The 18,216-nt window shown below is 58.9% G+C and carries 18 protein-coding genes; 11 read left to right on the forward strand and 7 right to left on the reverse strand.

Features of this window, described 5'->3' with window-relative positions:
- Positions 1-71 precede the first annotated feature (71 nt).
- Complete coding sequence (locus tag E5Q11_RS13560) at positions 72-1,631, reverse strand: inorganic phosphate transporter (protein WP_135803987.1); 1,560 nt, start codon at positions 1,629-1,631, stop codon at positions 72-74.
- 194 nt (positions 1,632-1,825) lie between these two features.
- Here E5Q11_RS13560 and E5Q11_RS13565 point away from each other — a divergent pair, with 194 nt between their 5' ends.
- From E5Q11_RS13565 to E5Q11_RS13575, 3 genes are all read left to right on the forward strand, one after another.
- The gene (locus E5Q11_RS13565; RefSeq protein ID WP_135803988.1) at positions 1,826-2,926 is read left to right on the forward strand and encodes a GGDEF domain-containing protein; all 1,101 of its coding nucleotides are present in this window, start codon (positions 1,826-1,828) and stop codon (positions 2,924-2,926) included.
- A 17-nt stretch (positions 2,927-2,943) separates the two neighbouring features.
- Positions 2,944-3,390, forward strand: a complete 447-nt coding sequence (locus tag E5Q11_RS13570; RefSeq protein ID WP_135803989.1) for a flavodoxin domain-containing protein — start codon at positions 2,944-2,946, stop codon at positions 3,388-3,390.
- Positions 3,391-3,498: 108 nt separating this feature from the next.
- Positions 3,499-6,063, forward strand: a complete 2,565-nt coding sequence (locus tag E5Q11_RS13575; RefSeq protein WP_318527256.1) for an EAL domain-containing protein — start codon at positions 3,499-3,501, stop codon at positions 6,061-6,063.
- Positions 6,064-6,067: 4 nt separating this feature from the next.
- On the opposite strand, the gene E5Q11_RS13580 is transcribed toward E5Q11_RS13575, so the two are convergent.
- From E5Q11_RS13580 to E5Q11_RS13590, 3 genes are read right to left on the reverse strand one after another with little or no spacing between them, the layout of a single operon-like run.
- Positions 6,068-6,925: an acyl-CoA thioesterase gene (locus tag E5Q11_RS13580; RefSeq protein WP_135803990.1), complete on the reverse strand. Its 858-nt coding sequence runs from the start codon at positions 6,923-6,925 to the stop codon at positions 6,068-6,070.
- Positions 6,926-6,942: 17 nt separating this feature from the next.
- Entirely contained in the window at positions 6,943-8,109 is a 1,167-nt protein-coding gene (locus tag E5Q11_RS13585; protein WP_135803991.1) for an NAD(P)/FAD-dependent oxidoreductase, read from the reverse strand.
- 10 nt (positions 8,110-8,119) lie between these two features.
- A complete protein-coding gene (locus E5Q11_RS13590) occupies positions 8,120-8,287 on the reverse strand; it encodes a rubredoxin (RefSeq protein ID WP_135803992.1) in 168 nt (55 codons plus the stop codon).
- Between the two features lie 194 nt (positions 8,288-8,481).
- Between E5Q11_RS13590 and E5Q11_RS13595 the strand changes: the two genes are divergently transcribed.
- The 5 genes from E5Q11_RS13595 (at position 8,482) to phoR (ending at position 12,649) form a co-directional block, all read left to right on the forward strand.
- A complete protein-coding gene (locus E5Q11_RS13595; protein WP_135803993.1) occupies positions 8,482-9,039 on the forward strand; it encodes a hypoxanthine-guanine phosphoribosyltransferase in 558 nt (185 codons plus the stop codon).
- Positions 9,020-9,580 (forward strand): chorismate--pyruvate lyase family protein, encoded by a 561-nt coding sequence (locus E5Q11_RS13600; RefSeq protein ID WP_135803994.1) that lies wholly within the window; start codon positions 9,020-9,022, stop codon positions 9,578-9,580. Before E5Q11_RS13595 ends, E5Q11_RS13600 begins: the two co-directional genes overlap by 20 nt.
- Positions 9,570-10,451 carry a 4-hydroxybenzoate octaprenyltransferase gene (gene ubiA / locus E5Q11_RS13605; protein ID WP_135803995.1) on the forward strand — a complete coding sequence of 294 codons (882 nt, stop codon included), beginning with the start codon at positions 9,570-9,572 and terminating at the stop codon, positions 10,449-10,451. The genes E5Q11_RS13600 and ubiA overlap by 11 nt, the downstream gene beginning before the upstream one ends.
- 96 nt (positions 10,452-10,547) lie before the next feature.
- On the forward strand, positions 10,548-11,240 hold the full coding sequence (phoB, locus tag E5Q11_RS13610; protein WP_135803996.1) for a phosphate regulon transcriptional regulator PhoB: 693 nt from the start codon (positions 10,548-10,550) through the stop codon (positions 11,238-11,240).
- Positions 11,241-11,329: 89 nt separating this feature from the next.
- Positions 11,330-12,649, forward strand: coding sequence for a phosphate regulon sensor histidine kinase PhoR (gene phoR / locus E5Q11_RS13615; RefSeq protein WP_135803997.1), 1,320 nt, complete (start codon positions 11,330-11,332; stop codon positions 12,647-12,649).
- Positions 12,650-12,656: 7 nt separating this feature from the next.
- Here phoR and E5Q11_RS13620 read toward each other — a convergent pair whose 3' ends face one another.
- Positions 12,657-13,553 carry a response regulator gene (locus E5Q11_RS13620; RefSeq protein ID WP_135803998.1) on the reverse strand — a complete coding sequence of 299 codons (897 nt, stop codon included), beginning with the start codon at positions 13,551-13,553 and terminating at the stop codon, positions 12,657-12,659.
- Positions 13,554-13,801: 248 nt separating this feature from the next.
- Here E5Q11_RS13620 and E5Q11_RS13625 point away from each other — a divergent pair, with 248 nt between their 5' ends.
- The 3 genes from E5Q11_RS13625 to E5Q11_RS13635 all read left to right on the forward strand — a co-directional run bounded on the left by E5Q11_RS13625 (position 13,802) and on the right by E5Q11_RS13635 (position 16,756).
- Entirely contained in the window at positions 13,802-14,968 is a 1,167-nt protein-coding gene (locus tag E5Q11_RS13625; protein WP_225314932.1) for a lytic murein transglycosylase, read from the forward strand.
- 61 nt (positions 14,969-15,029) lie between these two features.
- Positions 15,030-16,061, forward strand: coding sequence for a metal-dependent hydrolase (locus tag E5Q11_RS13630; protein ID WP_135803999.1), 1,032 nt, complete (start codon positions 15,030-15,032; stop codon positions 16,059-16,061).
- 2 nt (positions 16,062-16,063) lie between these two features.
- Positions 16,064-16,756 (forward strand): pseudouridine synthase, encoded by a 693-nt coding sequence (locus E5Q11_RS13635; RefSeq protein ID WP_135804000.1) that lies wholly within the window; start codon positions 16,064-16,066, stop codon positions 16,754-16,756.
- A 9-nt stretch (positions 16,757-16,765) separates the two neighbouring features.
- Here the strand turns inward: E5Q11_RS13635 and E5Q11_RS13640 are convergent, their stop codons facing one another.
- Together E5Q11_RS13640 and pbpG are read right to left on the reverse strand one after the other, a co-directional pair.
- Entirely contained in the window at positions 16,766-17,245 is a 480-nt protein-coding gene (locus E5Q11_RS13640; RefSeq protein ID WP_135804001.1) for an asparaginase domain-containing protein, read from the reverse strand.
- 21 nt (positions 17,246-17,266) lie between these two features.
- Positions 17,267-18,181 carry a D-alanyl-D-alanine endopeptidase gene (pbpG, locus tag E5Q11_RS13645; RefSeq protein ID WP_135804002.1) on the reverse strand — a complete coding sequence of 305 codons (915 nt, stop codon included), beginning with the start codon at positions 18,179-18,181 and terminating at the stop codon, positions 17,267-17,269.
- Positions 18,182-18,216 lie beyond the last annotated feature (35 nt).

Here is an 18,216-nt window from a genome sequence, read left to right on the forward strand (position 1 = left end):
GAGCACAGAGCTCCGCTGCGATAGCGTCTAGTATGGGCCAAAACGCCAGGGCGGCGCCAGACCCGTACCGATCAGATCAGCAGCCCGCGAATGGTAAAGAACAGAATGGCTGCCAGGATTGCCGACACTGGAACCGTAATAATCCACGCGGCGACAATCCGTGTCAGGTGGGACCGCTTGACCATTTCTTCCCGGTAGATCTTTTTCAGCCGCTTGCGTTCCTTTTTGGACAACGGCATCTGCTTCTTTTTCTTGCTGGCCTGCAGCAGCCGCTCCATTTCTTCCACTGACGCATTGCGGAAATCCTCCAGGAATGGCCGCAGCTTTTCCTGCTCCTTCTCGTCGTGACTTTCCATGATGCTGTGCAACTGGGTGGCGTAATTGCGCTTGAGGTATTCCCGCAGGAAGCCAACACCAAACACTCCGCCCACCGCGATATGCGTGGAGCTGACCGGCAACCCGAGCTGCGATGCAATGATCACGGTCAGCGCCGCTGACAGCGCAATACAGAAGGCGCGGGTCTTGTCCAGCTCGGTAATCTCGCTGCCCACCGTTTTGATCAGGCGCGGCCCGAACAGCATCAGGCCCACCGCCAGGCCCAGAGCCCCCACCAGCATCACCCAGAGGGGAATGGCCGCCGAGGTCACAACAGCACCGGCAGACAGCGCATCATTGATGGCCGCCAGCGGGCCTATGGCATTGGCCACGTCGTTGGCACCATGGGCGAAACTCAGCAGGGCAGCGGCGAAAATCATCGGCCAGGTGAACAGCTCGTTCACCCCGGCGGCGCTGTTTTCCATGGTGGCCGCCCGGCGACTGACCAGGACCCTCATGGCCACAAAAATAACAGCCGCCAGGGCCAGACCTACCAGTGTGGCCTCCATGAAGTCCACTTTTACGATTTTCTTGACGCCTTTAACCATCAGGTAGGTGCCAAAAGCCCAGGCCATGATGGCCACCAGCCAGGGCACGAAGGTCCGCGCCGACGCGACCAGGTCCTTTCGGTAAAGTACGGTCCGCTTCAGGGCATAGAGGAACAATGCTGCAAGGACGCCGCCCATGACCGGCGAGATGACCCAGCTGGCGACAATCTTGCCCATAACGGCCCAATCGGCAATGCCCCAGCCACCGGCAGCAATACCGGCACCCAGAACACCCCCAACAATGGAGTGAGTGGTGGAGACCGGAGCACCCATCCAGGTTGCCAGGTTCAGCCACAAAGCACCGGCAAGCAGCGCAGCGGTCATCAGCCAGACAAAGGTACTGGCATCGTCCAGCCGCTCTGCCGAGATAATCCCACCCTTGATGGTGGACACCACATCACCACCGGCAATAAGGGCACCAGCCGCTTCAAAAACGGCGGCGATCACCACCGCACCACCGAGGGTAAGCGCACCCGAACCCACGGCAGGGCCCACGTTGTTCGCGACATCGTTGGCACCGATGTTAATAGCCATATATCCGCCGATGACGGCGGCAGCCATCAACAGCATACTGTTCGGCATGCCTGCACTGATCTGACCGACAACCAGAAACACCCCCAGCAGGAACAGAAAACTGAATCCGATCCGGTAGCGCTCGGTGGATGGGCTGGTCAGGAGGGTGTCGAGGAATCCTGTATTGTTGGCCATAGCAGGTCGGTCTCACAGCTGGGAGGGGGTTGGGTCGTTATCGCCCGGATACGCGTGCGAACTATAAAATTTTTGACATAAAAATGAAACATAACGGTCATAAAGCACGACTTTGACCGAAGTCACTGTTAAAGGTACCGGAGTGCGCTAACTTGGGTCCCTATCAACCTGAGCTAAAAGAACCCATAAAAACCATGGCCAGTCTCCAGCAACCCAGCCACCAGATCGCCGATGAAAGCGAAGAGGCCCGTGTATCGCGCCTGCTTACGGGGCTTTCAGTCATGGCCGTGCTTTTTCTGCTGGGCATTGGCGGCAAGGCATGGTTTGCCGAGCACCACACCCATGCCTGGGTACTCTGGGCCTTCGGGGCGTTTGTGGTCGCCAACATGCTGGTCTACGCCCAGACAGGTAACCGGGCCCGACAGAAAGGCGGGCTCATTTCCATTGTCGGGCTGCTGTTCGGCTACCTGATCATTACCGGGGGTGAAAGCAACACCGGGCCGCTGTGGTTCTATGTTTTCCCGCCCCTGCTGTTTTACCTCACGGACCTGAAAACCGGCACCGCAGTGCTGTTATTCTGCGTTCTGATAGCCGTTGTGGTGTTCCAGTTTCCGCAGCTGCCATTCGTTACGGCAGAATACAGCACGGATTTCAAGATCCGTTTTTTCGCCACCCTGGCCTTTGAATCCATCTTCTGCTTTGTTCTGGAGGCCTCGCGCCTGAACGCCCGAAAAGAACTGATGGACATGGCCCTGGCCCACAAGTTTGCCGCCAGTACCGATGAACTGACCGGCCTGTCGAACCGACGGGATATGCATCACCGGCTGAATGAAGAGCTGTCCCGCTACCAGCGCTCCGGGCATCACTTCTCGGTTGCGCTAATTGACCTGGACCTGTTCAAACAGATTAACGACCGACACGGCCACGATGCCGGCGACCAGGTGTTGCGAGACTTTGCGGCCCTGATGCAATCGGTCATCCGCCAGACTGACGTGGCCGCCCGCTGGGGCGGTGAGGAATTCCTGATTCTTCTGCCAGACACCTCACTGCTGCAGGCCCTGACACTGGCCGAACGCCTGCGCCAACGAGTCTCCCGGCACGAATTCAGTTTTGCCGGACAGGCCATGCCCGTTACTATTAGCGCCGGAGTCTGCTCGATTGCCAAAACCGGCTCGATTAACGAGCTGTTGAAGCAGGCCGATCTTCATCTATACAGCGCCAAAGAGAGCGGCCGCGACCGGATCGCCCCAAGAGTCAGAACCCAGGAATCCGGTACGGCCCTGGCCGACAACTAACCAAGACAGGATGCAGTATGGCTTCAATCCGAATTCTGGTTGGCAGCGTCTATGGGGGCGCTCTGATCACCGCCCGGGAACTGAAAAAAGCACTGGAGCCGGAAGGCCATACCCTGGTCGTCAACGAGCAGCCCGAGCTGACGGACATCACCGATAACAACGACCCTGTGCTGATCTGTACCTCCACCACCGGACAGGGCGAAGTGCCGCCAAATCTGCTGCCGTTTTACCTGGACCTGCGGGAAACCCTGCCCCAGCAGCCGGGACGGCCTTTTGGCGTTATCGTGCTGGGAGACAGCTCCTACGGCGATACCTTTTGTAGCGCGGGGGACCTGATGGAAGAGGCGTTTCTGGGAACCGGCGCCCGCAAAATCGGGAACACCCTGAAAATCGATGCGCTGGAGTCCATTGAGCCAGAAAAAGAGGCTCTGGACTGGTCACGGGAGTGGCTGGCACTACTCTAACGCCAGATACCGGGAGCGCCATAATTGCGAAAGCATGTCAATTCGACCTTGAGCGACCCGACGCTTGAGGTCATAATTGTCGAAAACTCACTATAAAAATGGTTGAACGTGCGCCAAATTGCTCAGTATTTCGCCCTGGCGGGCGTATTGATCATGATGGCTTTCAACATCCAGGCAAGCCCCGACACACAGGGCTACGCAATCCCGGAGGCGGAATATCTCCGGGTGGCACCTTCGCAGCAGATGGATCTCACAGAAGCACAGGCTTCTGATCGTTGGCAGACACTGGAAGAAGAGAGCCCCAACTTCGGATACATTTCCGATACGGTGTGGCTCCGTTTCTCCGTTCCGGACCTGACCGGTGACCGGGAACTGCTTGAAATCCGCTACCCTCAGCTTGATGACATTACCTTTTACCTGCTGGAAAACGGGCAGCTCAAACAGCGGATAGTCACCGGCGACCGCTACCCGTTTGAACAGCGCCCCGTGGCGCACCGGCATTTCCTGTTCCCGTTCGACACCAGCCCCGGCAATACCTATGAGATTGTTCTGCAGGTGAAAACCCAGGGCGCCATGCAGATCCCCATGCGCCTTTGGACCCCCGGCGATTTCTTCGAAAAGGTCTCCATTGAGGACCAGCTTCACTCCGTCTATTACGGCATTCTGCTGTCGGTCATTTTCTTCAACCTGTTTGTTTTCCTGGCCCTGCGCGAGCGCATGTACCTGCTTTATGTGCTATCCACCGCAGGCTATTTGCTGCTGATCAGCACCCTTAACGGCACCGCCTTCCACCTGCTCTGGCCGGCCTTTCCGGGCCTGCAGAACCAGGCAATGATGATCACCGTGCCCACGGTCGTCATTTTCACACTGCTGTTTTCCCGGGAATTCCTTAACCTTCGGCAGACCGGGCCCACCATGGATCTGATGGTCAGGGCGACCATCGCCCTGAACATCGGTGCTTTCGTGATTTCCTTTATCACCAGTTACAGCCTGGCCAGCCAGGTGACAGTGGCGCTGGCCATTCCAAGCTGCCTGCTGCTGACGGTCATTGGCCCGGTGCAGTGGTTCCGGGGCAACCCCCAGGCCGGCTACTACACCCTGGCCTGGGGTCTTCTGACATTGGGCAGTGCGGTCGCGGCGGCCAATAAATATGGCCTGTTGCCAAACAACTTCCTGACCGCCTACAGCATCGAGATCGGCTCGGCCCTGGAGGCGATCCTGCTGACCATCGCGCTGGCAGCCCGGCTATATCAGGAGCGCGAAGACAAGGTGGAAGCCCGGGAGGCGGAAATCTCAGCCATGGCGGCCCGACGTAATGCCGAACTGCGGCTGATCGACCAGGCGTTGCACCACCCACTGACCGGGCTGCCAAACCGCACCAGCCTGGAAATGGCCATTAACGAGCTGATCAACCGCAATCAGCGCACCCGTTACTCCATTGCGGTGATTCACCTCACCAACCTGCAGGCGATCACCAAAACCCTTGGGCATCACAACACCGACCGGCTGATAGAGCTGGCCGCGCAACGGTTCAACGCAACCTTGGGGGAACTGCCAGGCATCTGCGCAGTGGAAATATCGGGCAAACAAACTTTCTATCTGGCGTCACTGGAAACCGATACCTTCGGCTTCGTTGTCGCCACCGACGAAGTCATTCAGACCCCCAACGCCATGATGCGTGCACTGGAAGCCATCCGTGAACCCCTGGACTACCTTGGCATGCAACTGCCCCTGGATCCGCGCACCGGTACCGCCATCTACCCGGATCATGCCGACGACGCCACTACCCTGATCCGCCGGGCATACATCGCCCAGGGTTCGGAAGACGCCAGGGATCGGGGCCTGGCTTTCTACCAGCCTGCCCGGGATTCCTACAGCGCCGACCGGTTGACCCTGGTATCGGAACTGCGGGCCGCGTTGCAGAACGACGAACTGCAGCTTTACCTACAACCCAAGCTGTCACTGACATCACACACAATCGTCGGGGTAGAGGCGCTGATTCGCTGGCCGGGCCGCAGCTCGCCCATCCGCCCGGACGAGATCGTTGCCATCGCAGAGCAGACTGGCCTGATCAAACCGCTGACCCGCTGGGTGCTGGAAAAGGCACTGCAGCTTCGCGCACAGCTTCATGAACAGGGCTTGCCGCTGGATATCTCGGTTAACATTTCCCCCAACAACCTGCGGGAGCCGGATTTCCCGATCTTTGTGCAACGGTTGATGAACAGCTATCACTCCGTGCGGGGCGCCATCACCCTGGAAGTCACCGAAACCTCGATGATGCAGGACCCGGTCAATTCCCTGCGGGCGCTGAACTCGCTGCACAGCACCGGTATTCCGCTGTCGATTGACGATTTCGGTTCCGGGTATTCGTCGCTGTCCTACATCAAGCAGTTGCCCGCCAGCGAGATCAAGATCGACCAGTCGCTGATTACCGAACTGCTGTCCCAGACAGACGACCGGGTCATTGTCCGCACCACCATCGAGATGTGCCACAGCCTGGGCTATGTGGTGGTCGCCGAGGGCGTGGAAGACACCAGGACACTGGAACTACTGAAGGAGATGGGTTGCGACATGATTCAGGGCTTTATCCTGACCCCACCCCTGCCCATTGATGAACTGGTCGCCTGGATCGAAGCCTTCGACTCGGAAGGCTCCGCCAGAAAACTGGGCTAGGGCATCAACTGCGCTGACGGATCAGCGCTTCCTGGGCCGTGGAGGCCACAAGACGACCGTCCTGATCGTAGAAGCTGCCACGATTGAACCCTCGCCCGCCCGAAGCACTCGGGCTGTCCTTGTCATAAAGCAGCCACTGGTCCATGCGAAACGGGCGGTGGAACCAGATCGCATGGTCCAGGCTGGCCACCTGCAGGCCTTTGCTCAGAAACGTCACGCCATGGGGGTTGAGCGACGTTCCCAGAAACGCAAAGTCTGAAGAATAGGCCAGCAGGCAACAGTGCAGCATGGGGTCATCGGGCAGTTCACCCTGGGCCCGGAACCAGCTTTTGCGGTATGGCGGGCGGGCCTCGGGCTGCAATGGATTCACCGGGTCAATGGGCCGGATCTCGATGGGCCGGTCCCGGGTCAGGGTTGCCCGCCGGTGTTCCGGCACATGAGGGGCCAGGAGTTTTCCGTAATCCTGTTCCGATTTAAGCCCGTCTGGCCCTGGGGCCTCCGGTTTTTCAAACTGGTGATCAAACCCCTCCTCGGCCACCTGGAACGACATTGAACTGGTCAGAATTTCCTTGCCTTCCTGCCGGGCAATAACCCGACGAACGGAAAAGGTACCGCCATCCCGGACCCGCTGAACCTCATAGTCAATAGGCAACTGGTGGTTGCCGGGACGCAGAAAGTAGGCGTGCATGGAATGAGGCATGCGGCCCTCGATGGTACGGCCGGCGGCCATCAGCGCCTGGCCCAGCACCTGGCCACCGAATACATTGGGAAAGCCAAGGTCCTCACTCTGGCCCTGGAAATGATCATCCCCAACGGGGGATAGGTCCAGCAATTCCACTAACTTGCGGGTTACGTCAAGCATGCCTTCTCCTGTCCGGCCTAGCCGTGTATCGGCGGCACTTCCTTTGAAAGGGCCTGTTTTTCCACGGCGTAGCTGCCAGTTACGGCAAAACCGAGAATCTGCCCGTCGCCGGACTTGAATAACGCACGCACGTTCTGGCCATCGGCTTCAATTTCCCAGTCGCCTTCCGCGTCTGCCGAGGGGGGGCAGACGGCAGTGGGGCACGAGGGTGTTTTCACAATGACCGGCATGGTGCCGTAGGCTACCTCGGTGCGATCACCGGCCAGGGTTTTGGCCAGGGCACGGGCGCAGGCCATCAGCGGCATCACATAGGGCAGAACCATGCCGTCCACTTCAGCGCAGTCGCCCAGGGAATAGATATCGGCCGCCGAGGTTTCCAGCGCCCGGTTGACCAGGATTCCGCGACCGGTGTCCAGCCCGGCGTCTGCAGCCAGTTCCTTTCTTGGCCGCAGCCCCACGGCCGACAGCACCAGATCCGCGTCCAGGGTTTCGCCGTTGGCCAGGGTCAGCCTGACGCCGTTATCGGCGGTTGCGATATGGTCCACCACCGTGCCCAGATGGAATCTCGCCCCCAGGTCGGTCAGACCACTCAACACGGCATCGGCCGCCGCTTCCGGCAACAGACCGGGCATAACACGGTCATCCGGCGCAATCACATCCACCTCATGGCCACCATTGCGCAGGTCGTTGGCAAACTCACAGCCGATCAGGCCCGCGCCCATAATGGCAACCCGGCGGGCGCCATCGCCACTGCCATCGAGGGCCTTGCGGAACGCCCGGTAATCCATCAGGTCGTTGATGGAGAAAACATGCTCCTTGCCATCTCCGGGAATCGACAGACGAACCACATCCGCGCCCCAGGCAAGTACCAGTTTGCTGTAGGTCAGGCGTTCATCCCCCAGAAGCAGCTGGTGGGCGTCCGGATCGATACCGGTGACGGTGGCAAAGGTTTTCAGGGTGACATCCAGCTGCTCTTCCATCTGTTCCGGCGGGGCCTGAATCAGTTCCTCGGCGTCCTTTCCCTTGGTAAAACCGGTAGACAGCATAGGCTTGGAATAGCTCGCGCCGTCATCGGCGGTTACCATTACGATGGGCGTCTGCTTGTCCTGCTTGCGCAATTCCCTGGCCAGGGTGTAGCCGGACAGCCCGGTTCCCACAATAACAATGGGCGCTTGTGTGCTCATTGGATGATCCTTAGCCGATTTCGATCATTTCAAAGTCTTCCTTGCCAACGCCACAGTCCGGGCATTCCCAGTCTTCAGGCACGTCTTCCCAGGCGGTGCCCGGTGCAATGCCGTCATCCGGCCAGCCTTCGGCTTCGTCATAGATAAACCCGCATACTACGCACTGCCACTTCTTCATAATCATCTCCGCGTTTTTTAAACTGTAGGCTGCTCATCATACCCATCGCCGCGAGCCAGACCAATCATCCAGGCACAGGCTGATAACTATCGTGACCAAGGTTGATGGCTATCAAGACTGACCGGGCGCCCTGCCCCTCCCTTCAGCGCTTCTCCTTAGGTATACTCTGCCGTTTGCAGGCAGGAACAATTGTAATGACCGACACCGTCGACGAACTGAACCAGGTAATGGCTGAAGCCGACTGCCTGGTTGACGAAAACCGCGTTCATTCCGCCATCCGCACCATGGCCGCCGACATCACCGAACGGTTGCGGGAGACTAACCCACTTCTGCTTTGTGTAATGAACGGAGGTCTGATCCTCACGGGCCAACTATTGCCCATGCTCAAATTCCCGGTGCAGGCAGAATACCTCCACGCAACCCGTTACCGGCAGGAAACCACGGGCGGCATTCTGGAATGGAAACTTCGCCCGGAAGTGGACATGAACGGCCGGACGATTATTATCGTCGACGACATTCTCGACGAAGGTACGACTCTTTGCGCTATTGCGGATTACTGCAAGGCCCATGGTGCCGCAGAAGTGCTCACAGCGGTGCTGGTGGACAAGCAGCACGACCGTAAGGCGAGGCCGGGGCTAAAAGCCGATTTCACTGGTCTGACCGTGGAAGACCGCTTCCTGTTCGGATTCGGTATGGACTACAAGGGTTACTGGAGAAACGCACCGGGAATTTATGCCGTCAAAGGACTCTGACGCCATCACCAGGCTTCAAATACCCGACACCCACTGGTACCAGTCTTTTGCCGCCGCCGGTCTTAACGACCCGGTCATCCATGGCGAACTGGGGCACTGGCTGAAGCTGGAGGGCTCCCTGACCCGGGCCCTGCAACTGAGGTGTGAGCGCAGTTTTCGTGTAGAAGTGATGCGCGAAGGCTATGCCCGCCCCAGCCGGGAAGAATCAAGGACCCTGGGCCTGTCTCCCAGAAACCATGCCTGGATTCGCGAAGTCTGCCTGCTCGGGGACGACCAGCCCTGGGTTCTGGCGCGAACCATCATCCCCATGGCAACGCTGACTGGCAAAGGGCGACGCCTGCGGCATCTTGGCAGGCAGCCACTGGGCGCCTATCTTTTCAGCAATACCGAGTGGCACAGAGGCCTGTTCGAAACTGGCCTGTGCCAGCGGCAAACGCCCGAACAGCCTCGCGCTGCCCGTCGCTCCCGGTTCTACAGCGGTGACCGGACCCTGCTGGTCGGAGAATATTTTCTGCCCCACGGACACTTTTATGCTGAATAACGGACCTGATATCAAGGCACGCCTCAATGACTATGCCCTGCTTTTGAGGCTGAACCGCCCTATCGGCAGCCTGCTGCTGCTGTGGCCAACCTACTGGGCACTCTGGCTGGCCGCCGACGGCGTGCCACAGATTGGCAACCTGCTTGTGTTTACGCTGGGCGTGTTCCTGATGCGCGCTGCCGGCTGCGCCATCAATGATTTTGCCGACCGCAAGGTTGACCGGCACGTAAAACGCACCAAAGACCGCCCCCTGACCTCGGGCCGCATCCAGCCCTGGGAAGCGGTCGCCCTGTTTGCCGGCATCTGTCTGGTGGCATTTCTGATGGTGGTGTTGTTCACCAACACGCTGACGCTCTATCTGTCCTTCGGTGGCGTGGTGCTCGCGTTCATATACCCCTTCATGAAGCGCTACACGCACCTGCCGCAATTATTCCTGGGGGCCGCGTTTTCCTGGGCCATTCCCATGGCCTGGGCGGCCGAAGCCGGTGACATTTCCCGCCTGGCCTGGCTGCTGTTTACCGCCAACGTGTTGTGGACTGTCGCCTACGATACCTTTTACGCCATGGTAGACCGGGACGACGATCTGAAAATCGGCGTCAAATCGACCGCCATACTGTTCGGAGACGGTGACCGGGCGGTAATCGCGGTGCTGCAGGCCATGGTGGTGCTGATTCTTCTGTTGGTTGGCCGGCAGGCGGAACTGGGCAGCGTTTACTATCTCGGCGTAATCGTCATGGCCTGCCTGTTTGTTTTCCAGCAGCACCTGGCCCGTTTCCGTGACCGGGAGGGCTGCTTCAAAGCCTTTCTGAACAACAACTGGGCGGGTTTTGCGGTGTTTCTGGGCCTACTGATCGACCGGGTCCTGGCGTGAGCTTGCCAACGCCCGGGCGCAACCTGTCATATACTTGTAACATGAGCCCGTTGTAATAGGACGCATCTTGATAGGGTCTGACACAGGTTAATGCTCATGACTGGAAAAACTGTCCTCATCGTTGATGACGAGGCGTCCATCAGAGAAATGATTGCTGTTGCTCTGGAAATGGCCGATTACAACTACCTGGAAGCGGCGGATGCGCGGGAGGCCCACTCCCTGATCGTCGACAAACAGCCCGACCTGATTCTGCTGGACTGGATGCTGCCCGGCACCAGTGGCGTCGAGCTCGCCCGTCGCCTTAAGAAAGAAGAGGCAACGTCGGAAATACCCATTATCATGCTGACGGCGAAGGTCGAGGAAGACAACAAGATCCAGGGCCTGGAAGTGGGCGCGGACGACTACATCACCAAACCGTTTTCACCCCGGGAACTGGTCGCCCGTCTGAAAGCGGTGCTGCGCCGCACCACGCCTCCCGGCGTTGAAACGCCGGTTGAAGTGGATGGACTGACCCTGGACCCCATAGGCCATCGCGTCACCACAACCCAGGGCGCCCTGAACATCGGCCCCACGGAATATCGCCTTTTACAGTTTTTCATGACGCACCAGGAAAGGGTCTACACCCGGTCGCAGCTGCTGGATCAGGTATGGGGTGGCAACGTTTATGTTGAGGAGCGCACCGTGGATGTCCACATCCGGCGATTGCGTAAAGCCCTTGGTGAGCAATATGATCACCTGATCCAGACCGTGCGTGGCACCGGCTACCGTTTTTCGACCCGCGCCGCCTGACCCACCCGCGCACGGCAGGCCTGTAGACGGCAAAACGGTTAACGAGTCTACGCAGTAAAAACTGCCAGAAACGGTTGGGAAAGCAATCAATGCAGCATAACTGGTCAAAGTACCTGCGGTGGATCATTGTTTTTATTCTGGGCGCAACCCTGGCCGGTCTGTTTTTTGGCCAGCCCCTTTATGGTCTGACCCTCGGGCTACTGATTTATATGGTCTGGACCCTGGTTCAGGCCAAGCGTCTGTACTTCTGGCTGCACAACCCCAGCGCCAGTGATGAGGCGCCCCAGAGCATTGGCCTCTGGGGCGATCTGTTCGATGGCCTGCACCGCCTGCACCAGAACCATCTCAAGGAAAGAGACCGACTTATGGCCCGGATAAACCGGGTGCAGGAATCTACCAACGCCATGCACGACGGCGTGGTCATGACCGATTCCAATGGCGCCATGGAGTGGTGGAACGGCTCGGCCGAGCATTTGCTGGGATTTCGCCAGAGCTCGGATCAGGGGCAGTACATCCAGAACCTGATCCGCAATCCGGCGTTCAAGGCCTACTTTGATGCCCGTGACTACCGCGAACCCCTGGAACTGAATTCCCCGGCCAAGCCCCATATCCGCCTGCAGATGCAATTCAGTCTGTTTGGCGATAACGACCGGTTGATTGTCGCCAAGGATGTTACCCGGCTGTATCACCTGGAACAGATGCGGCGGGATTTCGTGGGCAACGTATCACATGAGATGCGCACACCGCTGACCGTCATCAGTGGCTATCTCGAAACCCTGGTCGATCACGCCCAGGAACTGCCACCGAAATGGCGTCGGGCCATCAACACCATGGCCCAGCAGTCATCCCGCATGGAAGCGCTGATTACCGACCTGATTCTGTTGTCCAAGATCGAAACCGGCGAGCAGACCCTCAATGATTCGGTGACCGACGTTAACAGCATGATCCGCCAGATCTGTCACGATGCTGAGGTGCTCAGCGGCGACAAGAAACATGACTTCCGGGTCAGCGTCAGCGAGCGTCATTGGCTCAAAGGTGACGAAAGCCAGTTGCGAAGTGCCTTTTCAAACCTGATCTTCAATGCCGTCAAGTACACCCCGGCGGGCGGGACCATCACTGTCGACTGGAAAACCGATCGCGATGGGGCCCATCTGTCCGTCCGGGACACCGGTATCGGCATTGACCCCGTACACATACCGCGCCTCACCGAACGTTTCTACAGGGCCGACCCGAGCCGCCACCAGAAAACCGGTGGTACCGGCCTCGGTCTGGCCATTGTCAAACACGTACTGATCAACCACGACGGAAAGCTGGACATTCGCAGTCATATTGGCCAGGGCAGCGAGTTTATCTGTCATTTCCCCCGGGAACGGCTGACCGAAAAACAGCCTGCCCTCACAGCGCGATAACGGCGATTTAACGGCCTGCGCGGAAGCGGGCGATAAAGCGGGACAGGTCCTCGAGCTTGGTCGGGTCCTCATCCACAAAGCGGATGGTCACGCTGACAAAATCGGTGTCCTGACGCTTGTCCACGGCCTGAAGCTGATGAACGTAACCGTTCAGCCTGGCCATCTGCCCGTCCCCGACGTCGATGTCCACCACCGCCTGATCCAGAATACCGGGGAAGGACTGGTCGCGTTTGGCAATCACCCGCACTTCAGTCAGGTTAATGTCCCTGACCACTGATTTGAGTGTGCTCTCCGCAAACCGCACCGATGCCACGCTCGGCGAGGGTTTGCGGGCGGTGGCCTTGTCAGCCGCAGCGCTGGCCGCCTGCGTCAGCAGAGACGAACCGGAATCCGGTGCAGGGGACGCCAACGGCAACTCCTCCTCAGGGGGGCTTTCCCGTTTCCGGGTCAGCAAATCAGCGGACTCACGCAGGGCATCCACAGGGCTTTCCATTGACTTGCCGCCACGTGCCATGGCATCCCGCAACTGGCTGCCCATCACCTTGATGATCTTGTTGCTCAGGCCCTCCGGGCTGAAGGGTTTACCCAGGTACTCGGATACGCCACCTTTAACCGCCTCAACCACATGATCCTTGTCGCCACGGCTGGTAATCATGATAAACGGCACGCTGGCATACTGCGGCTGGGCCCTCATCCACTGCAGTAGTTCGATGCCGGACATCTCAGGCATTTCCCAGTCGCAGAGAATCAGATCGAAACGGTTTCTGGACATCAGCGACTGGGCACGGCGCCCGTTCTGAGCATCCGTCGTCTCAAAAACCGGGAAACGCTGCCGGATCGTTCGCTTGACCAGATCCCGGACAAAGCTGGCGTCATCAACAACCAGCGCCTTGAGCATTGCCATAGTGATGCCTTTCTGAAGTTCATCGGTCGGTGTGCTCAGACAACTATAGAACAAACCTCAATTATCGGCCTTTCTGGCGTTAAGGAACTGTCACATAAAACGCTGATTTCCGGTGTTTCACTGGCACCAAAACAGGCTACCATGGGGCTGGTGAAAAACACTCCATACCGAGGTTTCGCGTGCTCTCTCAAGCGCTCCAGATAGGTTCAGCAAAATCCAAACGCACCCCACTGATGGCCGCGGGCCTGATGCTTGTTGGTGCTCTGTCCTTCCCGGCCCAGGCCCAGACACCTGAAGAGTTTGCTCAGTGCGTTGCGCAACTGGGTAAGACCGCCATTGAGGCAGGCGTATCGGAACAGACCGCAAACCAGGTGGTCGCCGGCGTCGAGAAAATTGAGCGGGTCATCGAGCTGGACCGGCGGCAGCCGGAATTCACCACCACCTTCGAGGACTACCTCAACCGCCGGGTGAACCAGGACCGCATCGAGAAAGGTCGCGAGCTGCTGCAGACCCACCGGGACCTGCTGGACCGGGTTACCCGTGAAACCGGCGTTCCCGCGCCCTACCTGGTGGCGTTCTGGGGTCTGGAAACCAATTTTGGTTCCTACTTCGGCAAGATGTCCGTGCCCGACTCCCTGGCCACCCTTGCCTGTGACCAGCGGCGCAGCCGGTTCTTTACCGAGCAGTGGGTAGCCGCGCTGCAGATCATCGATGAAGGCGCCATACCAGTGGAACAGATGGAAGGTTCCTGGGCCGGTGCCATGGGCCATGTCCAGTTCATGCCAACGGTCTTCCTGAAGCATGCGGTTGACGCCGACGGCGACGGCCGCCGCGACCTCTGGAACAGCCTGCCTGATGCCATGATGTCTGCCGGCCATTTCCTCGAGTCCATGGGCTGGGACGGCGACTATCGCTGGGGCCGGGAGGTTCTGCTACCCGATAATTTCGACTATGAACTGTCTGACGGCCGCAAACTGCCACTGACCAAATGGCGGGAACTGGGCATCACCGATGCGTTTGGAAAGCCGCTGGCCCAGGAAAACATCAGGGCGTCACTGATTATCCCGACCGGGCATCGCGGCCCTGCTTTTCTGGTGTACCAGAATTTTGGTGTAATCATGGGCTGGAACCGCTCGGAGTTCTACGCCATCGCCGTTGGCCACCTGGCGGATCGTGTGGCTGGTGCCGGTGGGCTACAGGTGCCGCCACCGTCAGATTTGCCGGCCCTGTCGCGGCAACAGATTCTTGATCTGCAACAGGCGCTGGAAGACCAGGGTTTTGACCCCGGCCCGGTCGACGGAATACTGGGTTCTGGCACCCGTTCGGCAATTCGGGAGTTCCAGAAAGCCAATGACCTGGTTGCGGATGGTTACCCGGGCACCGAGGTTCTCAAGGCGGCAGGTATCGAAACCTGATCCAAACCCGGGCCTGCCCCCTATACCTGACCATTCCAGATGATTGAGGTCTCGCGGTTTTATGGATTCCATTACTCAGGCGGCGCTCGGGGCGTCGCTGGCAGGTGCCGTTGGCGGTAAAACCCTGGGCCGCTCGTCATTACTGATCGGTGCCGCCTTGGGCACACTGCCCGACCTGGACGTGGTCATCGACTACGGCACCGCCATTGCCAATTTTTCCCAACACCGGGGCTTCAGTCATTCCCTGCTGGTGCTGTTTCCACTGGCCATTCTTCTGGCCTGGCTGCTGAACCGCTGGCGTCCGGCTCTGGGTTATCAACGCTGGCTATTCCTGACCGGTCTGATCCTGATCACCCATCCACTGCTGGACGCTTTTACCACCTACGGGACCCAGATCTTCTGGCCCTTTGGCGAGCCGGTCGCTATCAGCAGTATTTTTATTATCGACCCGCTCTACACGCTTCCTCTGCTGGTGGGGATTCTGCTATTTGTGGTTCGCAACCATGCGACCCGGGCGGTAACAGTCGGCCTGGCTTTATCTACCCTATACCTGGGCTGGACCCTGGCGGCCCAGCAGATCATTTCCAGTCGCGTTGATCCGGCACTGGCCGAGGTTGGCCTGGAAGACGCTCCCCGGCTGGTCCAGCCAATGCCTTTCACCACAATGCTCTGGCGTATCACGGCCCAGAATGACGACCAGCGGGTGGAAATCATTACCGGCTTTCTGGATGACGATGCGCCCTTGCTGCCCGAGTTCTTCCCTCGCCGCCCCGACCTTGCAGCGGTTGGGCAGTCGACCCCTGAAGGCCAGCGCCTGGAATGGTTTACCGATGGTTTTACGGCCTACGGTCTGGACGGAAGAACGCTGACCGCTACCGACATCAGGCTGGGAATTCCTGGCGCCCACCCGTTCGTATTTACCCTGGGCAAATACGAAAATGGCACCCTGACAGCGGAACCCAGTGGCCGTCTGGACCGGCCGGAAATTCAGGGTGAGGCACTTGGTCTGCTATGGCAGCGCATCACGGGCCAGACCACCCGGCTCTGCCTGGCCAGCCTGAGCATTCCTGAACCCGGTGCAAGCTGCTCCTGATCATGCGACTGGATTATTTCATTGCCAACGCCACCAAACTGTCACGCAAGGATGCCAAACGCGCCATTGGCAAAGGCCAGGTTGAACTCAATGACCAGCCATGCCGCAAGGCCTCGGTGCAGGTAGAGGTCAAAGACCGGATAACGCTGGACGGCGTTGTGCTATCGCTGCCGGGGGAGCGCTATCTGATGCTGTTCAAGCCTGCCGGTGTCATAAGCGCGACCACCGACAGCCAACAGCCCACCGCCATTGACCTTCTTCCCGTCGAAAGCCGACGGGGCCTTCACATTGCCGGCCGCCTGGACCGGGACACCACCGGTCTCTTGCTGCTGACCACTGACGGCCAATGGTCGCATCGGGTTACCTCACCCCGCGCTGACTGCCACAAGGTCTATCGCGTTGGCCTTGGCGAACCCATAACCGAAACCGCCATTGAAATGCTGGAGGCCGGCGTTCAGCTCAGGGACGAGTCTTCAACCACGCGCCCCGCTGGCGTGAGGGTGGTTGCGGACCAGTTGATAGAACTGACCATCGGTGAAGGCAGGTACCATCAGGTGAAACGGATGCTGGCGGCCGTCGGCAATCATGTTGTGAGCCTGCACCGGATTCAGATCGGGGAGATTAAGCTGGACACTTCGTTGGCGCCGGGGGAATTCCGGGAACTGACGCCCGAGGAAAGAAACAGCGTCAGCTGATTGCCCCTTTCAGGCTCGCTCGAAACGCTTCGCCTTGAGATTCTTGCGCACGGCACCGGCTTCGAACACCTCACCGTTCATGGCAATGTAGACTCCTTCCGGCAGCAGGCTGACCGCCGCCCAGGCAAACCCCAGATTGAACACTGCATCGCTGCGGCGCATTCGCGCCGGCTGCATGGCGCCGAACAATACAATGGTCTTGCCGGCAATGCTTTTAAGAGCCTGGGCGGTCTCCGCCATAGTGTCGGTGCCATGGGTAATCAGAACGCGGTTAGCGCTGGTCTGGCTGACGGCTGCCGCGATCATCTCCCGGTCTTCATCGGTCATTTCCAGGCTGTCTTTGCGCAACAATTCCCGAAGGCTGTAGCCGTCATGAATATTGGCTTCGGCCAGCAATTCCGGCAGCAGGGAGTCACCGATTTCAAAATCACTGTTGGCATCGAAATAGATCTTATCAATGGTGCCGCCAGTGGTCAGAACGTGAATCATGGGTTGCCTCCGATTGGCCGCTCAATTCGAGGATACGGACGTTTCAGACTCAGCGTAAGCCTCGTTTTTCTGACGGGCGTAGTCCCTGGCAGCGGCGGCTACCGTACCGCTGTTGCCGGTACTGAGCCAGCGGCGGATTCGCCCGGCGTCGCCCATGGGTGAGCGGGTGCCCAGCGAGTCCAACAGTACCGTTACCAGTTGCCGACCCTCGAACTGATGAAGCATGACCAGGCAGCGACCGGCCTCGGAAAGGTAGCCGGTTTTGCTGATACCCACACCCCAGCTATCCCGGTGAACCAGAGCGTTGGTATTGCCGAAGGGTAACCGGTAACGGGGTTGACGAAAGCTCGCAGTAAAATAGCGGGTGGTGGAATAATTCCTGATTTCCGGATATTTGTTGGCCGCAACCACCAGCCGCACCAGATCGGCGGCCGATGCCTGATTGGCCACTGACAGTCCGGTCGGGTCCACAAACACCGTGCTCTCCATGCCCAGTTCTGCGGCTTTGTCATTCATCGCAGTGACAAAGCCGTCATAGCCCCCGGGGTAATGCCGGGCCAGGGTATAGGCAGCAAAGTTTTCGGAAGACATCAGCGCAATGCGCAGAATATCCCCTCGTTTGAGCTCTGATCCAACGCGAATGCGGGTATAGGCGTTCGCAGGGGCTGGAATGTGACGCTTGCGGAATTCCAGCCACTCATTGAGCGACTGGCCGGAGTCCATCACTACCAGAGCGGTCATCAGCTTGGTCACAGAGGCAATGGGCACCTGGCGATCGGCATTCTTGCCGAACAACAGCTTTTCACCGTCAGCGTAGGCGACCGCCGCATTGACGGATGCCAGCTGCAAACCGCCGGGTGCTTTCACTTCGTGAGCCTGGGCGGGCAGCCATGAATGGGCGATAAAAACCAGAACAACCAAACCAAACCGGAGCATCTACAAACCCTGAAATTGCGATCTGAACAAGGGCC

This window comes from Marinobacter confluentis (assembly GCF_004785685.1).
GTDB classification, from domain to species: domain Bacteria; phylum Pseudomonadota; class Gammaproteobacteria; order Pseudomonadales; family Oleiphilaceae; genus Marinobacter; species Marinobacter confluentis.

Coding starts and splice junctions, on each gene's coding strand:
- E5Q11_RS13560 (WP_135803987.1), bottom strand. CDS start 1,631: ATGGCCAACAATACAGGATTCCTCGACACCCTCCTGACCAGCCCATCC.
- E5Q11_RS13565 (WP_135803988.1), top strand. CDS start 1,826: ATGGCCAGTCTCCAGCAACCCAGCCACCAGATCGCCGATGAAAGCGAA.
- E5Q11_RS13570 (WP_135803989.1), top strand. CDS start 2,944: ATGGCTTCAATCCGAATTCTGGTTGGCAGCGTCTATGGGGGCGCTCTG.
- E5Q11_RS13580 (WP_135803990.1), bottom strand. CDS start 6,925: ATGCTTGACGTAACCCGCAAGTTAGTGGAATTGCTGGACCTATCCCCC.
- E5Q11_RS13585 (WP_135803991.1), bottom strand. CDS start 8,109: ATGAGCACACAAGCGCCCATTGTTATTGTGGGAACCGGGCTGTCCGGC.
- E5Q11_RS13590 (WP_135803992.1), bottom strand. CDS start 8,287: ATGAAGAAGTGGCAGTGCGTAGTATGCGGGTTTATCTATGACGAAGCC.
- E5Q11_RS13595 (WP_135803993.1), top strand. CDS start 8,482: ATGACCGACACCGTCGACGAACTGAACCAGGTAATGGCTGAAGCCGAC.
- E5Q11_RS13600 (WP_135803994.1), top strand. CDS start 9,020: ATGCCGTCAAAGGACTCTGACGCCATCACCAGGCTTCAAATACCCGAC.
- ubiA (WP_135803995.1), top strand. CDS start 9,570: ATGCTGAATAACGGACCTGATATCAAGGCACGCCTCAATGACTATGCC.
- phoB (WP_135803996.1), top strand. CDS start 10,548: ATGACTGGAAAAACTGTCCTCATCGTTGATGACGAGGCGTCCATCAGA.
- phoR (WP_135803997.1), top strand. CDS start 11,330: ATGCAGCATAACTGGTCAAAGTACCTGCGGTGGATCATTGTTTTTATT.
- E5Q11_RS13620 (WP_135803998.1), bottom strand. CDS start 13,553: ATGGCAATGCTCAAGGCGCTGGTTGTTGATGACGCCAGCTTTGTCCGG.
- E5Q11_RS13625 (WP_225314932.1), top strand. CDS start 13,802: ATGCTTGTTGGTGCTCTGTCCTTCCCGGCCCAGGCCCAGACACCTGAA.
- E5Q11_RS13630 (WP_135803999.1), top strand. CDS start 15,030: ATGGATTCCATTACTCAGGCGGCGCTCGGGGCGTCGCTGGCAGGTGCC.
- E5Q11_RS13635 (WP_135804000.1), top strand. CDS start 16,064: ATGCGACTGGATTATTTCATTGCCAACGCCACCAAACTGTCACGCAAG.
- E5Q11_RS13640 (WP_135804001.1), bottom strand. CDS start 17,245: ATGATTCACGTTCTGACCACTGGCGGCACCATTGATAAGATCTATTTC.
- pbpG (WP_135804002.1), bottom strand. CDS start 18,181: ATGCTCCGGTTTGGTTTGGTTGTTCTGGTTTTTATCGCCCATTCATGG.